Below are 22762 nucleotides of genomic sequence, written 5' to 3' on the forward strand. Positions count from 1 at the left end.
CCGCGTCACCTGCGGGCTCCCGCGCTCGGGACGGCGGAGGCGAGGTGTCCACTGAACCAGTCCGTGGCCAGCTCGGTGACCGATTCCAGGGTGCCGGGTTCTTCGAAGAGATGGGTGGCACCGGGGACGACGGCCAGCTGATGCTCACAGCTCAGGCGCGCCGCCGCCTGCCGGTTGAGGTCCAGTACGACGTGGTCGCGGCCCCCGACGACGAGCAGCGTCGGAGCCTTCACCTCCGGCAGCCTGGCGTCGGCCAGATCCGGCCTGCCCCCGCGGGAGACGACTGCCGCGACGTCCGCCGCGGGCTCCGCCGCGGCCCACAGCGCGGCGGCGGCGCCTGTGCTGGCACCGAAGTAACCGAACTCCATGCCCTGGACGCCGGGCTGCTCACGCAGCCATGCGGTCGCCTGGATCAGGCGGCGGGCGAGCAGCTCCGTGTCGAACACGTTGTCCCGGTTCACCGCCTCGGCCTCGGTGAGCAGATCGAACAGAAGGGTGCCGAGACCGGCGCGGTTCAGCCCGGTGGCGACGAAGCGGTTGCGCGGGCTCTTCCTGCCGCTGCCGCTGCCGTGGGCGAAGAGGACGATCCCGGGGGCGCCGCGGGGGACAGTCAGCCGCCCGTCGAGCGCGGCGCCCGTGGCCGCTATCCGGACCTCCTCGTCAGCGGGCGGGGGAGCGTGCTCCGGGGAGGCGCTGCCCGCGGCCGGCGGTGCGTCGGACGTGGCGTGCGCCGCGCGGTTGTGCTCCAGGCAGGCGATGACCTCCTCGTCGCTCGTCTGCCCGAAGTCCGTGTAGAACTGGCCGATCGCGTAGAACAGCCGGGGTGTGTGCAGACAGACGCCTTCGTCCGCCGCGCCTCCGAGGCGGGCCGACCAGTCGTGCGGGGCCACGGGAACCGCCAGCACGATCCGGGACGCGCCGCGGGCGCGCGCGATCCGGCAGGCCGCGAGTGCCGTGGAGCCGGTCGCCAGCCCGTCGTCCACCACCAGGACCGTCCGTCCCTCGTACCTGGCCGGCTGCCGCTCGCCCCGGTAGCGGCGGGCCCGCTGCTGCAGGACGCCGCGCTCGTGTTCCTCCACCGCCGCCAGGGCACGGTCCGTCACACCCGTCCCCCGCAGCACCTCTTCGTTGATGACGCGGACGTCCTCCTCGCCGATGGCGCCCATGGCCAGCTCCGGCTGGAAGGGCACCCCCAGCTTGCGCACGAGGCAGACGTCGAGCGGGGCGCCGAGGGCCTCGGCGATCTGCGCGGCGACCGGGACGCCGCCGCGGGGAAGTCCCACGACGACGAGGTCCTGGCCCTTGAGGTGGTGCAGCCGGGCGGCGAGCTGCCGGCCCGCGTCGGTTCGATCAGCGAAGTACATGGTCGCCTCCCGGGGTGAGGTGAGCTCCTCGGGTCCCGAGTGAAGTCCGGTCCGCACTGCCGGGCGGACAAGTCCGTTCCGGGCGGACAAGTCCATTATGGGGCGCTGCCACGCACGGCTCCCAGGGCCGGCCGGACGGTGAGGGTGCCGTCCGGGTCGAGTGCGACCCGTGAGCCGTAGGTCCGGCTGATCCGGCTCAGCACGTCCCGCACCCACCGCGAGTCCTCGGCCGTCGCGCGCTCCAGCCGCATCCGCCGGGACCGCATCGGGACGACGCGCACGTCGTGGTACCTGCCGTCGTCCGGGTCCACGGTGACGAAGTACAGCAACCGGAGATCGTCCCGGTACTCCTCGTAGCCGCCGATGCCCTCGTAGTCGTTGATCAGGTCGCCGCAGCCGTGGGTGATGAGCTTTCCCCGGTACGACTCCAGCGGCCGCGGATGGTGCGAGGAGTGCCCGTGCACGACGTCCGCGCCGCCGTCGACGAGCGCATGGCCGAAAGCGGACCTGGTCACGGGGGACGAGGTAGCCCCAGTTGGAGCCCCAGTGGACCGAGACGACCACGATGTCGCCCGGCCGTTTGGCCGAACGCAGCCGGGTCGCGATCCCGGCCGCGGCGGCGTCCGACGGCTCGGCGACGAAGTCGACCCCGCTGCGCTGTGCCGTGGCGGCCCAGCCGCGGGGTATGCCGCTGGAGGCCACTCCCACGGAGAAGACCAGGACGCGCCGGCCTCCTGTGACGGGGACGATGGCGGGACGCCGGGCCTCGTCGGCGTCCCGTCCCGCTCCCGGCGCGCGAAGACCCGCGTCCGCCAGGGCGCCGAGGGTCTCCTCCAGCCCGCCGCGGCCGTAGTCCAGCACATGGTTGTTGGCCAAAGCGCAGGCATGCGGACGGGCGGCGGCGAGGGCGGGCAGGTTGGCCGGGTGCATCCGGTAGTGGATCTCTTTGCCGGGCGCGGCCTCGTCGTTGCGCGTGACGGCGGTCTCCAGGTTGAGGATCCGGGCGTCGGGGGCCACCGCGGCGAGCACGTCCAGCGCGTCGCCCCAGGGCCAGGTGAAGCCGGCCGGGCGGGGAATCACGCCGTTCGCCGCCTCGGCCAGCTCCACATAGGCGCGGGCGTCCTTGACGTACGACTCGCGCAGCTTCGGATCGCCGGGGTGCGGGAGGATCTGGTCGACTCCCCGGCCGAGCATCACATCACCGGCCAGGAACAGCGTGACGAGGCCACCGCCCATGCCTCCAGGCTAGGACCTGTGGCCCGACACCGTCGCGATCCACTTGACGAAGTCGCCCGGGTCGTTGTCCGCGCCGTGACCGGCGTCCCAGTAGTACGAGGTGTCGACGTCGTCGCCGAGGTTCTTCAGGCGGGCGGCGAGGTTGCTCGCGACGGTGAGCGCGGTGTCGCTGTCCTTGGTGCCGAGGCGGATCCACCAGTGCTTCGACCGGTTCTCGTTGGCCTTGTCCACGAGGTGGTGCATCGGGTTCATCAGATGGAGCTTCGCGGGGATGTCACCGTCGAGGCGCGCACTGGCGCCCTCCTCGTGGCGCAGGCTGTAGAGGGTGAAGTGCCGGTTGGCGGTGGTCCCCGTACCGAACTCGTTGTTCTCCCCGGCGGACAGGTCGAAGGCGTCGAACGCCGGGGTGTCCTTCTTGCGGGCGCCCACATGGGTGAGGAAATCGGCCCAGGAGAAGGCCGCCCTGCCGCCGGACCACGTGATGAACGGGTTCGCGGCCAGATAGGTCGCGCGATCCGCGTCCGACAGCGCCGCGAGGTACTGGGTGGCCGACGGCTCCAGGTGGGTCCTGACCAGGTACTCGTCGAGGTTGCGCGCCGTAAGGGTGCCGAAGCCCTTCGCCGTCAGCCGCAGGGAGGCGAGATGGTCGCCGTACGCGCCGGCCAGCGCCTTGGAAACGGTCTGGTCGACGGTCGAGCCGCTGCTCAGCGCGTTGGCGCCCCAGTTCCACTCGTACGCCATGTCGGCGTGTTCGAGGTCGGTGATCGGGCACCAGGCACCGGTGGCGAAGATGGCGTCGCTCGCGTCGGCCGCGCCCAGCTCCTCCAGGTAGGGGTGGTAGGCCGGACTGTCGCCGGACGCGCCGAGCAGCGAGGAGAGCGCGCCGCCCGCGCTGGTGCCGCAGGAGACGATCCGGTCCACGTTGCCCGGGATGCGCCCCTTGTTGAACTTCACGTACCGCACCGCGGCCTTGAGGTCGACGATGGCGGCGGGCGCGGTGCCGTAGTACGTCCCGCTGGAGTCGACCAGCGACCGCCCGCGTGCGCCCGGCTCCACGACGACGTACCCGGCGGCGAGCGCCAGTTGCTGGCGGCTCGCGGCGGAGTCGGCAGCGGGAGCGGGGCCGCCCGGGCCGCCTGGACCCATCCCGCCGCCCGCGCCGACGCCCGTGGCGTTCGCGACGGACGAGGGCATGTAACCGCCGACCTGGTTGGCGAAGAGGATGGGGGCGCCGGACGCGTCCACGACGCTCCCGTCGATCCTCACGGGAACGCTGACGTTGAGGGACTGATAGGTGGCGTCCACCGGGTCGGCCACGTACGAGGCCACTTTGTAGAAGTGGTAGACGACCTCGTGGGCGGTGCCGGTGGTGTCCGTGATGCTGGTGGTCAACTCCGTGCAGCTGCCCGGATCGAAGACCAGGGAGGAGTCCGTGGACGCCGCGGACGACGCCGCTGACGTTCGGCTCGCCGCCCGCGCACTTGAAGCGAACCCGACCGCCGGCACCACGGCACCCGCGGTGAGCCCCATGACCACTGTCCTACGCTTCACTGCCGTCTCCTGTCTTCGCGGCTCGTTCGAACAACGAGGCCCCAGGACAACAGCCGTTCCTTAAGCGTTCCTTTGTGCCTCCCGTGACGGCACCGGGATCCGGCCACCGCCCTGGCCAGCCGCAACCACGGGCGTCCTGCCGCGCCGACCAGCAAACCGAACCAATCGCCCACAAAATTGTCAGCAATTTTGGCGCGATTTCGATCCGGCTGACGATCCGGCCGAACCGGCCGAAGAGGGGTGGCTAGAGGGGTCGGCCGACGAGGGAGTCGAGGATGTCACGCGCGGCGGTCAGGTCGTCGATCGTCGCCGTGATCCGCCCGCGCTCCTGCGCGAGTCCTTCGAGGAGCTCCGGGCACTTGCCCGCCAGGACGACGGTGTCGTCCTGGACGCAGGGCACGATCTCCGCGATGACGGACGTGCCGAGTCCGGCGGAGAGCAGGACCCGGATGCGCCGCACGGTCGTCACGTCCCGCTCGCCGTACTCCCGGTATCCGCTCGGCAGTCTGGTCGGCGTCAGCAGCCCCTGCTCCTCGTAGTAGCGCAGGGCCCGCGGGCTCGCACCCGTACGCCGTGAGAGCTCACCAATCCTCATGAGGCCGAGTCCAACAGGGACTTGACTCTCACGTCAACGTGAATGTCTAGCGTCGAAGCATGACCTCATCCACACAGGACACCACCCGGCCGTACCCCGATCCGTCCGCCCCGCCCGCCCCTGTCACCGTCCTCGGCCTCGGCCCGATGGGCCGCGCCCTGGCCTGCGCCTTCCTGGCGGCAGGTCACCCGGTGACGGTGTGGAACCGCACCCCCGGCCGGGCCGGCGACCTGCCCGGCCGGGGTGCCGCCGTCGCCGGGTCGGTGGCGGACGCGGTGGGTGCCGGGCGGGTGGTCGTCGCCTGTCTGCGGGACTACGACGCCGTACGAGCGGTGCTGGAGCCGGTCGCGCCGGCGCGCTGGGAGGGGCGCCTGCTCACCAACCTCACCAGCGGGGAGCCGGCCCGAGCCCGCTCGATGGCGGACTGGGCAACCGCGCACGGCATCCGCTACCTGGACGGCGCGATCCTCACCCCGACCCAGGTCGTCGGCACGGCGGCCACCGCCGTCCTCTACAGCGGGGCGCACGAGGTCCACGAGGCGGTACGGGACACGATGGCCGCCTTGGGCGGCACCGGTACGTATCTCGGTGCCGATCCCGGCCGGGCGGCGGCATACGAGGTGGCGCTCCTCGACCTGTTCACCACGTCGGTGTACGGCGTCGCGCACGCCTTCGCCCTCGCCTCGGCCGAGGGCATCGCACCCGACGACCTCGCCCCGTTCGCCCTCGGGATCAGCGGTCTGCTGTCCGAGATGATCCCGCGATTCGCCGGCCAGCTCCGCACCGGCGACTACCCCGGTGAGCGCTCCACGATCGCCTCGGCGGCGACGACGATCGCCCACCTGATCGACGCGGCCACCGCCCATGGCCTGGAGGTGGGCGCGCTGACCGCGGCGAAGGGCGCCGCCGACCGGGCCGTCGCCGCCGGCCACGGACCGGACGGACTTCCCCGCCTGGCCACGGTCCTGCGCACCCGGCTCCGACCAGCCCCCCGACGCTCAAGTCCCCAGCCCCGAGCCACCGCAAAGCTCAAGGACCACGCGGACTGAGCCGACCCGGAAGAACCGCCCGGCTCTGTCACCGGACCAACGGGAGGGCCGGAAACCCGTGCCCCTCCCACAGCCGCCTCGACGTCTCCTCGGGGTATCCGGTGACCGACGGATCGGTGTCGAGCACCTGCGTCATCCGACGTTCACCGTCGAAGGCCGGCCAGCCCGGATCGCCCGTCGCCGCGAACGCGGTCCAGGACGTCCGGAAGCGGGACGACAGCGCCTGGGCCTCCGGCGAGGGCTCGGCGCCGTCGAACAGCAGCATGCCGAGGTCCGCGCCGAACGTGCCGAACAGCAGCGGGATGTCCAGGCCGTGGCAGGCACCCAGGACGCCGCCGTTGCCCGGGGCCGGCCAGGTCAGCTCATAGACGTGCGCACGTCCACCCCCGGCGATCTGCGCCTCGGCGAGGTGGAGCGAGGGCATGCTGAACAGCCAGTCGGTCTGGACGCGTTCGTACAACTCTCCCGGCGAGGCCTCGGGGAAGGCGGCGCGGTAGGCCCGTTCGCCGTCAGGGCCCGGCGCGAACCTGCGCAGCGCGGCTGCCGCCGCCTCCTCCGTGATCTTTCCGAGCTGCCCGCCGAGCCCGACGAACAGCCGGTACTCCTCCCGGTTGTGACCGGCGATCAGTTCCACGTCCCGGGCCGTGCCGGACGCCAGCGCCCGCCAGGGAGTGGTCGGCAGTACGTCACCGTCGACGACCGGCGAGAAGGGCGTCAGCGTATGGACCACCGGCCCCCACCTCTCCTCGTACGTCCGCATCTTGGCGCCCAACGCCGCCCCCGCCTCGGTCAGTTGACGCGGGTCGACGGTGGTCAGGTCGGCGGCCGTCGGACGCAGGCCCGCCTCGGCGGCGAGGGCGGCCGCGATGTCCCGGGCCAGCTCGTCCGAGAAGAACGTGCCCGGCACGGACTGCGCGATCGCCCGCCGGAACAGCCCGGCCGCGCGCGGCATGGCCAGCAGTGAGGCGATCGAACCGGCACCGGCCGACTCCCCGAAGACGGTGACCTGGCCGGGGTCGCCGCCGAAGGCCGCGATGTTCTCGCGCACCCATTCCAGGGCGGCGACCTGGTCGAGCAGGCCCCGGTTGGCGGGCGCCCCCTCGATCCGGACGAATCCCTCGATGCCGACGCGGTAGTTGAAGGTGACGACGACGAGGTCACCCTCGCGGGCGATGAGCCGGGCGTCGTACCCGGGGCTGCCGGAGTGACCGAGTTTGTAGGCACCGCCGTAGATCCACACCATCACCGGGCGGCGGGCGGCCGGGTCCGGGTCCGGCGTCCAGACGTTCACCGTCAGCCAGTCGTCGCCCGTCGGAGCGTCCAGCACACCGGTGCGGCCCTGGATTCCCGCCTCCTGCGGGGGCGGCGGCCCGAAGGAGTACGCCTCCCGTGTCCCGTCCCAGGCCCGCGCGGGGCGCGGCGCGGCGAACCGCGCCTCTCCCACCGGAGGTTCGGCGAACGGGACACCCCGGAAGACCGCCAGGCCGTCCTCCCGCCGCCCGCGTACCGCACCGGCGGCGGTACGCACCACGGGCTCGGCGGGCCCGGCGGCGGGCTGTCGGGATGCGGCTGTCGTCATGGATGACTCCTTGCTGAAGGCTGCGTGCGGGAGACCGGTCGTCAGCCGGTGCCGTATCCCTCGAGGAAGGAACGCGTCTGGTCCCCGTCCAGTTCGTAGACGGTCTCGTGCGCCCGCGGATCGCGTGCGTGGAAGGTGTGGAAGAGCGGACCGCCCGGGGTGTCCAGTTCCACGAGAGACGCCGACGCCCCGCGTACGGCACGTTCGGTGCCGGCGGCGGTGGTGAGGTCGATGCGGTTGACGACGCCCGGGGTGACCCACACCGGCGTCGACTCCAGGAAGCCGAGGATCTGGAGGTGGAAGTGGCCGCAGAGGATGACCCGGACGTCCGTCCCGCGGATCGCGTCGGCCAGGTCCGCCGGATTGCGCAGCCCGAACACCCGCTGGACCTCGACGTCGAGGGTGATCGGAGGGTGGTGGAGGACAAGGACCGTGCCGTGCGGCGCCGGCGTCCGCAGGACTTCACGGAGCCAGTCCAGCTGCCCGCCGCCGAGGTGTCCGTGAATCCTGCCCGGCACCAGCGAGTCGAGCGTGACGAACCGGTAGCCGTCGACCAGACTCACGGCCGCCCGCTCCCGCTCGTCGGACGGGACGACGGCCTCGGCACGGTCGGTGCCGTCCGGCGCCACGTGCCCGCTGCCCAGCACCTTGGCGAAGGCCTGGCGCTCGTCGTGGTTGCCGGTGCTGTAGAAGACCGGTGCGTCCATGCGCACGGCGAACCCGTCCAGCAGGCCGCGCACACCGGCGTACGCCTCGGGCGACCCGTCGTCGGCGAGGTCGCCGCTGACGACGACGGCGTCCACGTCCCGCTGGTGGCGGAGTTCGCTGAGCATCAGACGCAGGGACTCGGTGGCGTTGACGCCGTGGCGGTTCGGGGCGTCGGTGCGGTCGATGTGGGTGTCCGACAGATGCAGAATCCGCATGCGCCGAACGCTAGCGGGAGTGGGACCCCCCGGCCAGGGCACCGCCCTGGCCGGGGGGAGTCCCAGAGGCTCAGCTGAGGGTGCGCAGCGCCGCCGCGTCGTACGCCTTCAGCTCGTCGAAGCGCCCGTCCAGCACCTTCGCCGCCCACTCCGGGTCCTGGAGCAGCGCGCGGCCGATGGCGACCATGTCGAACTCGTCGCGCTCCAGGCGGTCCAGGAGTTCGTCGATGCCCTTGACCGGGGCACCCTCGCCCTGGAAGCCCTTGAGGAAGTCGCCGTCGAGGCCGACCGAGCCGACGGTGATGACCGGCTTGCCCGTCAGCTTCTTCGTCCAGCCGGCGAGGTTGAGGTCGGAGCCGTCGAACTCGGGGAGCCAGTAGCGGCGCGTGGAGGCGTGGAAGGCGTCCACACCGGCCTCGGCCAGCGGGGTCAGGATCGCCTCCAGCTCCTCCGGGGTCTCGGCGAGCCGGGCGTCGTACGCCTGCTGCTTCCACTGGGAGTAGCGGAAGAGGACGGGGAAGGAGGGCGACACGGCGGCGCGGACCGCGGCCGCGATCTCCGCCGCGAACTTCGTACGGGCCACGGGGTCGCCGCCGTACGTGTCGGTGCGGCGGTTGGTGCCCGACCACAGGAACTGGTCGATGAGGTAGCCGTGCGCGCCGTGCAGCTCGACTCCGTCGAAGCCGATGCGCTCGGCGTCGGCCGCGGCCTTGGCGAACGCCTCGACGACGTCGTCCAGGTCCTGCTGGGTCATGGCCTTGCCGGTGACCTCGGCGTCCGCGGAGCCGATGCCGGACGGGCCGACGGCCGGCGCGTCCGCGAACGGCGGCTGTCCCGCCTCGCGCACCATGCCGATGTGCCACAGCTGCGGAACGATCGTGCCGCCCGCCGCGTGCACGGCGTCGGCGACCTTCGCCCAGCCCGCGAGCTGCTCCTCGCCGTGGAAGCGCGGCACACGGTCGCTCTGCCCGGCCGAGTCGTGGCCGACGTACGTGCCCTCGGTGACGATGAGGCCCACGCCCGCGGCGGCGCGGCGGGCGTAGTACCCGGCCACGTCCTCACCGGGGACGCCGCCCGGGGAGAACTGCCGGGTCATCGGTGCCATCGCGATCCGGTTCGGGACCGTCAGGCCGTTCAGCGAGACAGGGCGGGACAGGATCTCGGCCGCGCGGGAGGCGGGGGCAGTCGTAGACACGTGTGGGGGCTCCTCGGGTACCGGTTGGTATGTGCGTATGCATCGATCATGCGTCAGCGACAACTCCCCGGCCGGTCATGTCATTCCGGCCGCCGGGCACCTCGCCCTGTGACCCCGGACACGCCCGAGGGCGGTACCCCCTGTTTCCAGGGGGTACCGCCCTCGGCAGGAAAACCGGTCCTCGGAAGGATCAGAAGTCCATGTCACCGCCCGGCATGCCGCCCGGAGCGGCCGCGGCGGCCTTCTCCGGCTTGTCGGCGATGACGGCCTCGGTGGTCAGGAACAGCGCGGCGATGGAGGCGGCGTTCTGCAGGGCAGAGCGCGTCACCTTCGCCGGGTCGATGATGCCCTCGGCGATCATGTCGACGTACTCACCGGTCGCGGCGTTCAGGCCGTGGCCGACGGGCAGGTTGCGCACCTTCTCGACGATGACGCCACCCTCGAGACCACCGTTGACGGCGATCTGCTTGAGCGGGGCCTCCAGGGCGAGCCGCACGGCGTTGGCGCCGGTCGCCTCGTCACCCGAGAGCTCGAGCTTCTCGAAGACCGAGGAGGCCTGGATGAGGGCCACGCCACCACCGGCGACGATGCCCTCCTCGACGGCCGCCTTCGCGTTGCGAACGGCGTCCTCGATGCGGTGCTTGCGCTCCTTGAGCTCGACCTCGGTGGCGGCACCGGCCTTGATGACGGCCACGCCGCCGGCCAGCTTCGCCAGGCGCTCCTGGAGCTTCTCGCGGTCGTAGTCCGAGTCGGAGTTCTCGATCTCGGCACGGATCTGGTTGACCCGGCCCTGGACCTGGTCGGCAGAGCCGGAGCCGTCCACGATCGTGGTCTCGTCCTTGGTGATGACGACCTTGCGGGCACGGCCCAGCAGGTCCAGACCCGCGTTCTCCAGCTTGAGGCCGACCTCCTCGGAGATGACCTCGCCGCCCGTGAGGATGGCGATGTCGCCGAGCATGGCCTTGCGGCGGTCACCGAAGCCCGGAGCCTTGACGGCGACGGACTTGAAGGTGCCACGGATCTTGTTGACGACCAGGGTCGACAGGGCCTCGCCCTCGACGTCCTCGGCGATGATCAGCAGCGGCTTGCCGGACTGCATGACCTTCTCGAGGAGCGGCAGCAGGTCCTTGACGTTGCTGATCTTCGAGTTGGCGATCAGGATGTACGGGTCGTCGAGGACGGCCTCCATACGCTCCATGTCGGTGGCGAAGTACGCCGAGATGTAGCCCTTGTCGAAGCGCATACCCTCGGTGAGCTCAAGCTCCAGACCGAAGGTCTGGGACTCCTCGACGGTGATGACGCCTTCCTTGCCGACCTTGTCCATCGCCTCGGCGATGAGCTCGCCGATCTGGGTGTCGGCGGCGGAGATGGAGGCCGTGGAAGCGATCTGCTCCTTGGTCTCGACATCCTTGGCCTGCTCAAGGAGGGCACCGGAGACGGCCTCGACGGCCTTCTCGATACCGCGCTTGAGAGCCATCGGGTTGGCACCGGCGGCTACGTTGCGCAGGCCCTCGCGGACGAGCGCCTGGGCGAGAACGGTCGCCGTGGTCGTACCGTCACCGGCGACGTCGTCCGTCTTCTTGGCGACTTCCTTGACCAGCTCGGCGCCGATCTTCTCGTACGGGTCCTCGAGCTCGATCTCCTTGGCGATGGAAACACCATCGTTGGTGATCGTGGGGGCGCCCCACTTCTTCTCGAGGACGACGTTGCGGCCCTTGGGGCCAAGGGTGACCTTGACGGCGTCGGCGAGCTGGTTCATCCCGCGCTCGAGACCGCGCCGTGCCTCCTCGTCGAACGCGATGATCTTGGCCATGTGAAGTGGTCCTCCCGGACTGGGGTGGATTGCTCCGGACCGCGCTGGCGCCCGCGACGGACGGCCTGCCTGCCCCGTGGTTCCTTGCACCACCTGGCCTGCGGGCCTCACCGACCCGGTCCTTCGTTATCACTCTCACCTTCAGAGTGCTAACGCCAATGATTAGCACTCGCCCCTGCCGAGTGCAAGCGCCTTCCCTTGATCCGCAGGTGAGAAGGGGCGCGCAACCCGCGCGTCGCGCCGGTGCGCGAGCGGGCCCACGGCGGTGTCGAGCGGGTCCACGGCCGCGTGCGGGCAGGCCGAAGGGCTCGTACCCCAGGGGATACGAGCCCTTCGTCACGTCGAACAGTCAGTCGGCGCGTGCTTCAGCTGGTCGCGAGTCGGACCATGTCCGCCTGCGGCCCTTTCTGGCCCTGCGAGATCTCGAAATCGACCCGCTGACCCTCTTCCAGGGTGCGGTAGCCGTCCATCTGAATCGCGCTGTAGTGGACGAATACATCCGCACCACCGTCGACCGCGATGAAGCCGTACCCCTTCTCCGCGTTGAACCACTTGACGGTGCCCTGAGCCATGCCTAACTCCCCTATTACTGGCCCTTGCACAGGACCGCACTTCGCGGACCCGGGTCAGACCTCACCCCCCAACGGTTGGGGGTGTGCGCCGGAACGCGTCGACCGCGGCTGAATGTATCTGTCCAACTGCCGTCTGCAACAGGTCAATCGGACGAGAATTCCGGGCACGACCGATCGGGAATATGGGGAGAATTTGCGAAGATTCAGGGCAAGTCGGGCCCCATAAAAGCCATATAAGGCTCAAAAGCACGGGGCATTTTGGCTACTTCTTGCCGGACTTCGGGCGCGAACTCATATGCGCCCGGCATGCAAAGTGGAGCGGCTTCCCCAACTGTACCGCGCTCAACCATGCAGAATTGCCCCCTCCGCTTCTCTCACGGAGGGGGCAATTCGATGAACTCTCGGTAATTGGCATTACCAAGGGTAACTATCTCACCCTGGGTAACGGCTCGCGAGGCGGTCAGCCGCCGGCGACGGCGGGAATGATCGAGACGCCCGCGCCGTCCGGCGTCGCCGTCTCCAGACCCTGCTCGAAGCGGACGTCGTCGTCGTTCACATAGACGTTGACGAACCGGCGCAGCTTGCCCTGGTCGTCCAGGACGCGCGCGGCGATACCCGTGTGGTTCTTCTCCAGATCCGCGATGACCTCACCGAGGGTCCCACCCTCGGCCGTCACCTCGGCCTGACCACCGGTGTAGGTGCGCAGGATGGTGGGGATGCGGACGGAAACGCTCATTCTTGTGACCTCCGGTCGGGTAAGGGCTTTTGGGGGGCGCGGGGAACTGCGCGACCAGCCCCCACCGGCCCGCAGACGAACAACGACGCTTACGCGAGCCCAGCTTCCCGGAAGGACTCGAGGCTGGGGCGAATCGTCGCGGTGAGCCCCGTACCGGCCACCGCATCCAGCGTCTTCAGACCATCACCGGTGTTCAGCACGACGGTGGTCAGCGTCGGGTCCAGCAGCCCGCTCTCGATCAGCTTCTTCGTCACGCCCACCGTCACACCACCGGCGGTCTCCGCGAAGATGCCCTCCGTCCGCGCGAGCAGCTTGATCGCGTCGACGACCTGCTCGTCGTTCACGTCCTCCACGGCCCCGCCCGTGCGCCGCGCGATGTCCAGCACGTACGGCCCGTCGGCCGGGTTGCCGATGGCGAGCGACTTGGCGATGGTGTTCGGCTTCTGGGGCCGTACGACGTCGTGGCCCGCCTTGTAGGCGACGGACACCGGCGAGCACCCCTCGGCCTGGGCACCGAAGATCTTGTACGGCTTGTCCTCGACCAGTCCGAGCTTGATCAGCTCCTGAAGACCCTTGTCGATCTTCGTGAGCTGGGAGCCGGAGGCGATGGGGATCACCAGCTGGTCGGGGAGCTGCCACCCCAGCTGCTCACAGATCTCGTACGCCAGGGTCTTGGAGCCCTCCGCGTAGTACGGCCGCAGGTTGACGTTGACGAATCCCCAGCCCTCGCCGGCCGGGTCGCCGATCAGCTCGGAGCAGAAGCGGTTCACGTCGTCGTAGTTGCCCTCGATGCCGACGAGCTCGCCGCCGTAGATCGCGGCCATGACGATCTTGCCCTGCTCCAGGTCGTGCGGGATGAACACGCAGGAGCGGAAGCCGGCGCGGGCGGCGGCGGCACCGACGGCGCCGGCGAGGTTGCCCGTGGAAGAGCAGGAGAGAGTGGTGAAGTCGAACGCGCGGGCGGCCTCGATGGCCTGGGCGACGACGCGGTCCTTGAAGGAGTGCGTCGGGTTGCCGGAGTCGTCCTTGACGAAGAGCTTGCCGGCCTCGACGCCCAGCTCGCGGGCGAGGTTGTCGGCCTTGACGAGCTTGGTCCAGCCGGGGTTGATGTTCGGCTTGTCGGCGACGTCGGCCGGGACGGGCAGCAGCGGCGCGTAGCGCCAGATGTTCGCGGGGCCCGCTTCGATGCGCGCCCGGAGTTCTTCGGTTTCGTAGGCCGAGAAGTCGTACGCGATCTCCAGCGGGCCGAAACACTCCTCGCAGGCGAACACCGGGCCGAGCGGCACGCGGTGACCGCACTCGCGGCAGGAAAGCGCGGCGGCGGGTCCGAGATCCACACCGACTACGGTGGTGGTGTCGCCCGCGACAGGGTTCGTGGTGCTTGCAACAGTCGAATCTGCAACAGTCTGCGCAGCCATGGAGGCGAGGCCCTTTCTCCTCATCTTCCTCACAGCGCACTTCGCCGTGAGACGGATTTGGCACCTTCCCGAGCCGGGAGCCTCGCCACATCAATGTGACTGGACCAGCTGGAGGGTTGCCGGGGCTTCATCGGGCCGTATCCCTCTGCCCCTCTGGATGAGCGGTATTCGGTTGTGTCGTGCGGTGGTGCGTGTGGAGCGATGGTCCGCAGATGATCTACGACATGCGATGGTCATCCGCGTTGTTCAAGACTGTAACCGAAGGCCAGGACAGTTGAGATAGTCGTCCGAACCGCGAGATGGATCACACCGTGAGACACCGGGTGATCAGACAGTGAGGAGCCGCAGACCGTGCTGAAGGAAACTGAGCGCTGGCTGAGCAATCGCTCCTGGTCCGTGGCCGATCGCCCGCTCCACAGACTCATGTCCGCCAAACGGGCCACGGGCTCCTCGGTGAGCGTCGTCCTGCCCGCGCTGAACGAGGAGGAGACGGTCGGCGAGATCGTCGCCGTCATCCGCCACGACCTGATGCAGCAGGTGCCCCTCGTCGACGAGATCGTCGTCGTCGACTCGGGCTCGACCGACCGCACCTCGCAGGTGGCCGCCGCGGCGGGCGCGCGCGTGGTGCACCGGGACGAGATCCTGCCGCGCATCCCGGCCGTGCCCGGCAAGGGCGAGGTGCTGTGGCGTTCCCTCCTCGTGACGAGCGGCGACATCATCTGTTTCATCGACGCGGACCTGAGGGAGTTCTCCTCGGACTTCGTCTCCGGGATCGTGGGGCCGCTGCTCACCGAGCCCGGTGTGGACCTCGTCAAGGCGATGTACGACCGTCCGCTCGGCGGCGCGGCGGGGCAGGGCGGCCGGGTCACCGAACTCATGGCCCGCCCCCTCCTCAACATGCACTGGCCGCAGCTGGCCGGCTTCGTGCAGCCGCTCGGCGGGGAGTACGCGGCCCGCCGCTCGCTGCTCGAACAGCTCCCGTTCCCCGTCGGGTACGGGATCGAGCTCGGCATGCTGGTCGACGCTCTGCACCTGGTGGGCCTTGACGCGCTCGCCCAGGTCGACGTGGGCGTGCGCAAGCACCGCCACCAGGACGGGCAGGCGCTGGGCCGGATGTCCGCCGCGATCTACCGCACGGCCCAGCTCCGGCTGGCCCGCGGCCACCTGATCCGCCCGGCCCTCACCCAGTTCGAACGGGGCGGGGACGGTTTCGAGCCGCGCACGTACTCGGTGGACACGGAGGAACGTCCGCCGATGGTCGAAATCTCCGAATACCAGAAACGAAGGGCGGCGTAGAAGCGCCCCGTCAGGGGCGCGGGGCTGCGCGACAAGCCCCCACCGGCCCGCGGACGGCATACGGCTGAAGGGAACGTTTGAGCGTTTCCACCCGGGGCTAAGTTTCGAGGCATGGCTTCAACGCAAGGCGCCCACGACATCCTCGTCGCCTCCAACCGCGGCCCGGTCACCTACGAGGTCCAGGAGGACGGCTCGCTGCGCGCCAGGCGCGGTGGCGGCGGGCTGGTCTCGGGCCTCTCCGCGATCAGTCCGGACGCGGGGGCCCTGTGGGTGTGCTCGGCGCTCGGCGACGGCGACCGCGAGGCGGTCCGGCGCGGGGTCGCCGAGGACGGCGTACGGATGCTGGACATCGACGCCGACGTGCACGCGGACGCGTACAACGGCATCGCGAACTCCGTGCTCTGGTTCGTCCACCACATGCTGTACCAGACCCCGCTGGAGCCGGTCTTCGACGCGGAGTTCCGGCGCCAGTGGGCGTCGTACGAGGCGTACAACCGCGCGTTCGCCGAAGCGCTGGCCGCGGAGGCCGCGCGGGGCGCGGTGGTGATCGTCCAGGACTACCACCTGACCCTCGTCCCCGGGATGCTCCGCGAGCTCCGCCCCGACCTGCGGATCGGCCACTTCTCGCACACCCCCTGGGCGCCGGTCGACTACTTCCGGATGCTGCCCGACGACATCGCCGAACAGGTGCTGCGCGGCATGCTCGGCGCGGACCGGCTGGGCTTTCTCACCCAGCGCTGGGCGGACGCGTTCACCGCCTGCTGCGACGCGCTCGTCGGCGGGCTCGGCGACACCCGGATCGGCGTGCACGGGCTCGGCGCGGACGCGGACTTCCTGCGCAGGCGCTCGCACGAGGCGGACGTCGCCGACCGTATGGCCGCGCTGCGCGAGCAGATCGGCGAGGGCCGCAGAACGATCGTGCGGGTCGACCGGACCGAGCTGTCGAAGAACATCGTGCGGGGCCTGCTGGCGTACCGGCAGCTGCTGGAGGACCACCCGGAGTGGCGCGAGCGCGTCGTCCACGTGGCCTTCGCCTACCCCTCCCGTCAGGACCTGGCCGTCTACCGCGACTACACGGCCGAGGTCCAGAGGGTGGCGGCCGAGATCAACTCCCAGTACGGGACCCCGGGTTGGACCCCGGTCGTCCTCCACGTCAAGGACGACTTCGCCCGCTCCCTGGCCGCCTACCGGCTCGCCGACGTCGCCCTCGTCAACCCCATCCGCGACGGCATGAACCTCGTCGCCAAGGAGGTGCCGGTCGTCTCCGACGAGGGGTGCGTGCTGGTGCTCTCCCGGGAGGCGGGGGCGTACGAGGAGCTGGGCGAGGACGCGGTGGTGGTGAACCCCTACGACGTGGTCAGCACCGCGCGGGCGCTGGACGCGGCGCTGACCATGCCGGCGGGGGAACGGGCGGAACGTACGAAGCGGTTGGCTGCCGCCGGGACGGCGTTGCCTCCGGCGCAGTGGTTTCTCGACCAGTTGCGGGAGTTGGAGGGCTGAGTCGGGAGTTCGCCGGCTGCGGGTGCGGGGGCCGGTCGCGCAGTTCCTCGCGCCCCTACGGGGCGCTAGTGCGCCGCCAGTGCTTTCAGCAGGTGTACGACTCCCGCGGGGCCGTCGACGACGAGATCCGCTCGTTCGGCCAGTTCGGTGACTTCCGCGCTGCCGCTGCACACCAGCAGGCCCGGGACGCCGTCCGAGCGGAGTTTGTCGACGGCGGCGAAGGCGGGGAGGTCGCCCAGGTCGTCGCCGGCGTACATGACGGCCTCGGCGTGGACCTCGCGGACGTACTCCAGGAGGGCGACGCCCTTGTCCATGCCCGGGGGACGGAGTTCGAGGACCATCCGACCGGGTTCGACGATCAGGCCGTGGCGGGTGGCGAGGTCGGTGAGGGGTTCGCGCAGTGCCTCGAACGCGGCCCGGGGGTCCTCGGCGCGGCGGGTGTGGACGGCGACCGCGCGGCCCTTCTCCTCGATCCAGGTGCCGTGCCAGGCGCCGATCCCGTCGAGGACCCCGGGCAGCTCGGCGCGGACGGCGGCGACACCGGGGTGCGGGGCGGGGGCGTTGACGGTGCCGGTGCGGGCGTCCCAGCGTTCGGCGCCGTAGTGGCCGAGGACGACGAGGTGGTCGAGGCCCGGGACACCCGCGAAGCCGCCGTGGCGGACCGCCACGCCGGCCGGGCGGCCGGTGACGACGGCGACGGAGGCGACCTTCGGGGCGAGGGCCGCGAGGGCGGGGACCGCGTCGGGGTGGGCGCGGGCCTGCTCCGGGTCGGCGACGATGGGGGCGAGTGTTCCGTCGAAGTCGAGCGCGATGACGGCCCGGTCGGGCCGGGTGAGGATGGCGTCGAGGCCGTCGCGTCCGGCGGGGGTCACGGGTGTCGGCAAGGGTTCCGTGACGTCCGGGGATTCCGGGTCTTCCGAGTGGCTGCCCATGCTCCGACCCTATCGGCGCGCTCCCGGGCGCACCCACGGCTCACCGAGTCACACCGGGCGGTGTCAGCGTTCCGCGCGGCGGGTGTCCCGGATGCGGCGGAGGCGGTTGACCGTGATCGGGTCGTGGGCGAGGGCGCGGGGGTCGTCGAGGAGGGCGTTGAGGAGCTGGTAGTAGCGGACGGGGGCGAGGCCGAGTTGCTCGCGTATCGCTCGTTCCTTCGCGCCGGGCCCCGCGAAGGAACGGCGCTCCATGGCGAGGATCCCCCGCTCCCTCCCGCTCAGTTCGTCCATGACCGCACCGTAGCGCCCACCACCGACAGCGGAGCTACCCCGCGGAGTCCATCGTGGTCGCCGTCTGCTGGAGCGAGCCGAGGATCCCGGCCGGGCTGCCGTCCGGGGAGACCGCCTTGCCGATCTGCTTCTTGATGTCGGCGCTGACAGCGGCCCAGGACGTCTTGCCGACCGGATAGAGCTGGGAGGAGGGGAGCTCGTTCAGGAACGGGGCGAGGTCCGCGTCGTCGCTGTCCGCCGCCATCGCCTCGGACGCGGACGTCGTGACCGGCAGCAGGTCGTACTTGTGCGAGAAGGCGAGCACGTTCTTCTCGCTGTAGACGTAGTCGAGGAACGTACCGATCTGATCCCGGTGGCCGTTCTTCTTGAAGGCCATCATCCAGTCGGCGACACCCATCGCGGCCCGGGTCTTCCCGCGGACGCCGGGCATCGGCACCATCCCGAACGTCACGCCCTTGTCGGCGGCCATCTTCATCAGCGTGGGGTGCCCGTTGAGCATCCCGACCTCGCCGCGCGCGAACGCCGCGAAGGCGTCCGCACGATTGAGCTTCGCGGGCGCGACCGGTCCGGTCAGCCCCTTGCCGACCAGGTCGTCCTTGAGCCAGGTGAGGGTGGCGACGTTCTGCGCGGAGTCGAGGCTGTAGGTGCCGACGTCGTCGGTGTAGCCGTCGCCGCCGCTCAGCAGCCACTGCATGGTCTCGGCCTGCGCCTCCTCGGGACCGAGGGGCAGCGCGTACGGGATCTTCACCCCCCGGGCCTTCAGCGCCCGCGCGTCGGCGGCCAGCTCGCTCCACGTCGTCGGCGCGCTGAGACCCGCGGCGGCGAACAGCTTCTTGTTGTAGAAGAGCACCCGGGTGGAGGCGGCGAACGGCATGCCGTACTGCACCCGGTTCATCTTCCCCGCATCGGTGAGCTGCGCGACGAAGTCGGCCTGGACGGGTATGGAGAGCACCTCTTCGGCCCTGTACAGGTCGCCCTTGTCGGCGTAGTCGGCATACGCGCCGATCTGCGCCATGTCGGGGGCGTCGCCCCGCGCCACCATCTCCTTGACCTTGCGGTCGACGTCCGTCCACGGGTAGACGGTGACCTCGACCCTGGTCCCGGGGTGGTCGGCCTCGTAGGCCTTCACGAGCTCGTCCCAGTACTTCTGGGAGCTGTTGGCCTTGGAGTCCCCGTAGTCGGCGGCCACGAGTCTGAGGGTCACGTCCCCGGAACCGGCCGAGCCGCCGCAGCCCGCGAGGGTCGCCGTCATGCCCAGCGCGGACGCCGCCGCGATCAGTACCGTCCTACGTCCTGTCCTACGCCGCTGCACCGCACTTCTCCCAACCCCCGGCCGCCCCTGTCCCGAGGCTGCCCGTCTTTGCTTCTGCGTCCGTTGCATCCGTCTCGGAATGCGGATACAAGGTCTACACCACGCGAGTGGACTAGACCTCTCCTGGGGTAAGGGGCGACACTGTCCCCGTGAGACATGTCATCGCCCTCGATGTGGGCGGCACCGGGATGAAGGCCGCCCTGGTCGGGCCGGAGGGCGAGCTCCTCCACCAGGCCCGTCGCGCCACCGGCCGCCAGCGCGGTCCGGACGCCGTGGTCGACGCGATCCTCGACTTCGCGGCCGAGCTGCGCGCGTACGGCGAGCAGCACCTCGGCGAGTCCGCGGCGGCCGCCGGAGTCGCCGTCCCCGGCATCGTCGACGCCGGCCGGGGCGTGGCGGTGTACTCGGCCAACCTGGGCTGGCGTGACGTCCCGATGCGCCGGCTGCTCGGCGACCGGCTGGGCGGGGTGCCGGTGGCGCTCGGACACGACGTGCGCACCGGCGGGCTCGCGGAGGGCCGGATCGGCGCGGGGCAGGGGGCCGACCGTTTCCTGTTCGTCCCCCTCGGCACCGGCATCGCGGGCGCGATCGGCATCGACGGCGGCGTCGAGGCGGGCGCGCACGGTTTCGCGGGCGAGATCGGCCATGTCGTCGTACGCCCCGGCGGGACCCCGTGTCCGTGCGGGCAGCACGGCTGTCTGGAGCGGTACGCGTCCGCCGCCGCCGTCAGCCAGGCCTGGGCCGAGGCCTGCGGGGACCCGGCGGCCGACGCCGCCGACTGCGCGAAGGCCGTCGAGTCCGGGGACGCGCGAGCGCGGGAGGTCTGGCAGGACGCCATCGACGCGCTCGCCGACGGGCTCGTCACCGCGCTCACCCTGCTGGATCCGCGCACGCTGATCATCGGTGGCGGTCTCGCCGAGGCGGGGGAAACCTTGTTCACACCGCTACGGGCCGCCGTCGAGCGGCGTGTCACCTTCCAGAAACTGCCCTCCCTCGTCCCCGCGGCCCTCGGGGACACCGCCGGCTGCCTGGGCGCGGGCCTGCTGGCCTGGGATCTCCTCACCACAACCGACCGCACGGAGGTAACGCCCTAATGGCAACCCCCTCAGGGGCGCGGGGAACTGCGCGACCAGCCACGACGCACCCGCAGCCCGCGGCAGGCGGTCGCACCACGGTGCTCGCCGGAGCAAGAGTCGTGCTGCCGACCGGAATCGTGGACAACGGCCGAGTGATCGTCGACGGCACCCGAATCGCCGGTGCCGCCCCCGAGAACGCCCAGGTCATCGACGTCACCGGGCTCACGCTGGTACCCGGCTTCGTGGACCTCCACAACCACGGCGGCGGCGGTGCCTCCTTCACCTCCGGGACCGTCGAGGAGGTCCTCCAGGGCGTCCACACCCACCGGCTGCACGGCACCACCACCCTCGTCGCCTCGACCGTGACCGGCGACATGGACGGCCTCGCCCAGCGCGCCGGGCTGCTCTCCGAGCTGGCCGAGCAGGGCGACATCGCGGGCATCCACTTCGAGGGCCCGTTCATCTCGCCGTGCCGCAAGGGCGCGCACTCCGAGGAACTGCTGCGCGACCCGGACCCGGCCGAGGTCCGCAAGCTGATCGACGCGGCGCGCGGCCGGGCCAGCATGGTCACCCTCGCCACCGAACTGCCGGGCGGCATCGACTCCGTACGCCTGCTGGCCGAGCACGGGGTGATCGCGGCGATCGGGCACACGGACGCGACGTACGAGCAGACGGTGGAGGCCATCGACGCGGGCGCGACCGTCGCCACGCACCTGTTCAACGCCATGCCCACGCTCGGACACCGCACGCCCGGCCCGATCGCCGCCCTCCTGGAGGACGAGCGGATCACCGTCGAGCTGATCAACGACGGCACCCACCTCCACCCCGCCGCGCTCCAGCTGGCGTTCCATCACGCGGGCGCGGACCGGGTGGCGTTCATCACGGACGCCATGGACGCGGCGGGCTTCGGTGACGGCCGCTACCGGCTCGGCCCGCTGGAGGTCGAGGTCAGCGAGGGGGTCGCCCGGCTGGTGGAGGGCGGCTCGATCGCGGGCTCCACGCTCACCCTCGACCGCGCCTTCCAGCGGGCGGTGACCGTCGACCGGCTGCCGGTCGAGGACATCGTCGCGGCCCTGTCCGCCAACCCGGCCCGCCTGCTCGGCCTGTACGACAGGGTGGGCTCGCTGGAACCGGGCAAGGACGCCGACCTGGTGGTCCTGGACGCGGAGTTCGCCCTCAAGGGCGTGATGCGCCGGGGCGAATGGGTGGTTGACCCACAACTGGGCTGATTCGCCCTCCGGTTGGAGCGCGATGTGACGTACGGCGGTCGTCCCGGGACTGGGCCGACCGCCGTTGTCTTTGGCATGATCGAGCCTCCGGATTCTCCGGAACTCGTCACTGTCGGTCAGCGCATTCATCGGGGGAGGTCGGTCCAGGTGATCCTCACGGTCACACCGAACACCGCTCTCGACATCACCTATCGCGTACGGTCCCTGCGCCCGCACACCGCGCACCGGGTGACCGAGGTGACCGAACGCCCCGGCGGCAAGGGCCTGAACGTGGCCCGGGTGCTCGCCGCCCTCGGCCACGAGGTGACGGTCACGGGCTTCGCGGGCGGCGTGACGGGCCGCGCCCTGCGGGACCAACTCGCGGACACACCTGGGGTGGTGGACGCGCTGATCCCGGTCGGGGGGACGACGCGCCGCACGATAGCCGTGGTCGACACGACGACGGGTGACTCGACTCAGCTCAACGAACCAGGACCGGAGATCGCCCCTGCCGAGTGGGCGGCCTTCCAGGAGGCCTACGAGGTGCTGCTGCGCTCCGCGTCGGCGGTGGCCCTGTGCGGCAGCCTGCCGCCGGGGGTGCCGGTGGGCGCGTACGCGGGGCTGATCCGCGCGGCCCGTGCGGCGGCCGTCCCGGTCCTCCTGGACACCAGCGGCGAACCCCTGCGCCGGGGCGTCGCCGCCCGTCCCGACATCGTCAAGCCGAACGCCGAGGAGCTGGCCGAACTCACCGGCTCCCACGAGCCGTTGCAGGCGACCTGGGACGCCCGCAGGCGCGGCGCGCACGCCGTCGTGGCCTCACTGGGGGCCCAGGGCCTGTTCGCCCACACCCCGGACGGCCTCTGGCGCGCCACCCCACCGCGCCGTGTCCACGGCAATCCGACCGGCGCGGGTGACTCGGCGGTAGCGGGCCTGCTGTCGGGACTGGTGGAGCGCCTGCCGTGGCCGGAACGCCTCGCCCGGGCCGTCGCCCTGTCCGCGGCGACCGTACTGGCGCCTGTGGCGGGCGAGTTCGACCGCCAGGCGTACGACAGCCTGCTCGACCAGATCACGGTCGCAGCGGACGCCACAGCGGCCTGACCGCCGTGGCTCCGGCGA

The 22762-nt window shown here is 71.1% G+C and carries 19 protein-coding genes, 1 pseudogene and 1 riboswitch; of the genes and pseudogenes, 6 read left to right on the plus strand and 14 right to left on the minus strand.

The window, feature by feature from the left end; genetic code table 11:
* Positions 1–5 precede the first annotated feature (5 nt).
* From ACZ69M_RS32010 to ACZ69M_RS32025, 4 genes and pseudogenes are all read right to left on the minus strand, one after another.
* Positions 6–1364 (minus strand): phosphoribosyltransferase family protein, encoded by a 1359-nt coding sequence (locus ACZ69M_RS32010; RefSeq protein WP_470055295.1) that lies wholly within the window; start codon positions 1362–1364, stop codon positions 6–8.
* 95 nt (positions 1365–1459) lie between these two features.
* Positions 1460–2600 (minus strand): annotated as a pseudogene (locus ACZ69M_RS32015) (CapA family protein).
* 9 nt (positions 2601–2609) lie between these two features.
* Positions 2610–4151, minus strand: a complete 1542-nt coding sequence (locus ACZ69M_RS32020; RefSeq protein ID WP_470055297.1) for a subtype B tannase — start codon at positions 4149–4151, stop codon at positions 2610–2612.
* 244 nt (positions 4152–4395) lie between these two features.
* Positions 4396–4746 (minus strand): MerR family transcriptional regulator, encoded by a 351-nt coding sequence (locus ACZ69M_RS32025; RefSeq protein ID WP_470055299.1) that lies wholly within the window; start codon positions 4744–4746, stop codon positions 4396–4398.
* A 59-nt stretch (positions 4747–4805) separates the two neighbouring features.
* Between ACZ69M_RS32025 and ACZ69M_RS32030 the strand changes: the two genes are divergently transcribed.
* Positions 4806–5795: an NAD(P)-dependent oxidoreductase gene (locus ACZ69M_RS32030; RefSeq protein WP_470055301.1), complete on the plus strand. Its 990-nt coding sequence runs from the start codon at positions 4806–4808 to the stop codon at positions 5793–5795.
* A 28-nt stretch (positions 5796–5823) separates the two neighbouring features.
* Here ACZ69M_RS32030 and ACZ69M_RS32035 read toward each other — a convergent pair whose 3' ends face one another.
* The 7 genes from ACZ69M_RS32035 to thrC all read right to left on the minus strand — a co-directional run bounded on the left by ACZ69M_RS32035 (position 5824) and on the right by thrC (position 14031).
* Complete coding sequence (locus ACZ69M_RS32035; RefSeq protein ID WP_470055303.1) at positions 5824–7374, minus strand: carboxylesterase/lipase family protein; 1551 nt, start codon at positions 7372–7374, stop codon at positions 5824–5826.
* Between the two features lie 41 nt (positions 7375–7415).
* Positions 7416–8297: a metallophosphoesterase family protein gene (locus tag ACZ69M_RS32040; protein WP_470055305.1), complete on the minus strand. Its 882-nt coding sequence runs from the start codon at positions 8295–8297 to the stop codon at positions 7416–7418.
* Between the two features lie 70 nt (positions 8298–8367).
* Positions 8368–9492, minus strand: a complete 1125-nt coding sequence (locus ACZ69M_RS32045; RefSeq protein ID WP_470055307.1) for an NADH:flavin oxidoreductase — start codon at positions 9490–9492, stop codon at positions 8368–8370.
* A 190-nt stretch (positions 9493–9682) separates the two neighbouring features.
* Entirely contained in the window at positions 9683–11305 is a 1623-nt protein-coding gene (gene groL / locus ACZ69M_RS32050) for a chaperonin GroEL (RefSeq protein WP_075027029.1), read from the minus strand.
* A gap of 365 nt (positions 11306–11670) precedes the next feature.
* Positions 11671–11877 (minus strand): cold-shock protein, encoded by a 207-nt coding sequence (locus ACZ69M_RS32055; RefSeq protein ID WP_019057200.1) that lies wholly within the window; start codon positions 11875–11877, stop codon positions 11671–11673.
* A 460-nt stretch (positions 11878–12337) separates the two neighbouring features.
* The gene (locus ACZ69M_RS32060; RefSeq protein WP_075027028.1) at positions 12338–12613 is read right to left on the minus strand and encodes a MoaD/ThiS family protein; all 276 of its coding nucleotides are present in this window, start codon (positions 12611–12613) and stop codon (positions 12338–12340) included.
* 89 nt (positions 12614–12702) lie between these two features.
* On the minus strand, positions 12703–14031 hold the full coding sequence (gene thrC / locus ACZ69M_RS32065) for a threonine synthase (protein WP_470055309.1): 1329 nt from the start codon (positions 14029–14031) through the stop codon (positions 12703–12705).
* 17 nt (positions 14032–14048) lie between these two features.
* Positions 14049–14195, minus strand: a riboswitch (SAM riboswitch).
* Between the two features lie 187 nt (positions 14196–14382).
* Between thrC and ACZ69M_RS32070 the strand changes: the two genes are divergently transcribed.
* A complete protein-coding gene (locus tag ACZ69M_RS32070; RefSeq protein ID WP_470055311.1) occupies positions 14383–15327 on the plus strand; it encodes a glucosyl-3-phosphoglycerate synthase in 945 nt (314 codons plus the stop codon).
* A 111-nt stretch (positions 15328–15438) separates the two neighbouring features.
* Complete coding sequence (locus ACZ69M_RS32075) at positions 15439–16827, plus strand: alpha,alpha-trehalose-phosphate synthase (UDP-forming) (RefSeq protein WP_470055313.1); 1389 nt, start codon at positions 15439–15441, stop codon at positions 16825–16827.
* A gap of 65 nt (positions 16828–16892) precedes the next feature.
* On the opposite strand, the gene otsB is transcribed toward ACZ69M_RS32075, so the two are convergent.
* The 3 genes from otsB to ACZ69M_RS32090 all read right to left on the minus strand — a co-directional run bounded on the left by otsB (position 16893) and on the right by ACZ69M_RS32090 (position 19362).
* Entirely contained in the window at positions 16893–17759 is an 867-nt protein-coding gene (otsB, locus tag ACZ69M_RS32080) for a trehalose-phosphatase (RefSeq protein WP_470055315.1), read from the minus strand.
* A gap of 63 nt (positions 17760–17822) precedes the next feature.
* Positions 17823–18050, minus strand: coding sequence for a DUF3263 domain-containing protein (locus ACZ69M_RS32085; RefSeq protein WP_067371767.1), 228 nt, complete (start codon positions 18048–18050; stop codon positions 17823–17825).
* A gap of 34 nt (positions 18051–18084) precedes the next feature.
* Positions 18085–19362: an ABC transporter substrate-binding protein gene (locus ACZ69M_RS32090; protein ID WP_470055316.1), complete on the minus strand. Its 1278-nt coding sequence runs from the start codon at positions 19360–19362 to the stop codon at positions 18085–18087.
* Positions 19363–19511: 149 nt separating this feature from the next.
* Between ACZ69M_RS32090 and ACZ69M_RS32095 the strand changes: the two genes are divergently transcribed.
* From ACZ69M_RS32095 to ACZ69M_RS32105, 3 genes are all read left to right on the plus strand, one after another.
* Positions 19512–20456: an ROK family protein gene (locus ACZ69M_RS32095; protein WP_470055318.1), complete on the plus strand. Its 945-nt coding sequence runs from the start codon at positions 19512–19514 to the stop codon at positions 20454–20456.
* Complete coding sequence (gene nagA, locus ACZ69M_RS32100; RefSeq protein ID WP_470055320.1) at positions 20456–21667, plus strand: N-acetylglucosamine-6-phosphate deacetylase; 1212 nt, start codon at positions 20456–20458, stop codon at positions 21665–21667. The genes ACZ69M_RS32095 and nagA overlap by 1 nt, the downstream gene beginning before the upstream one ends.
* Before the next feature lie 147 nt (positions 21668–21814).
* Positions 21815–22744, plus strand: a complete 930-nt coding sequence (locus ACZ69M_RS32105) for a 1-phosphofructokinase family hexose kinase (RefSeq protein ID WP_470055324.1) — start codon at positions 21815–21817, stop codon at positions 22742–22744.
* Positions 22745–22762 lie beyond the last annotated feature (18 nt).

The organism is Streptomyces sp. NPDC107454, from assembly GCF_055582885.1.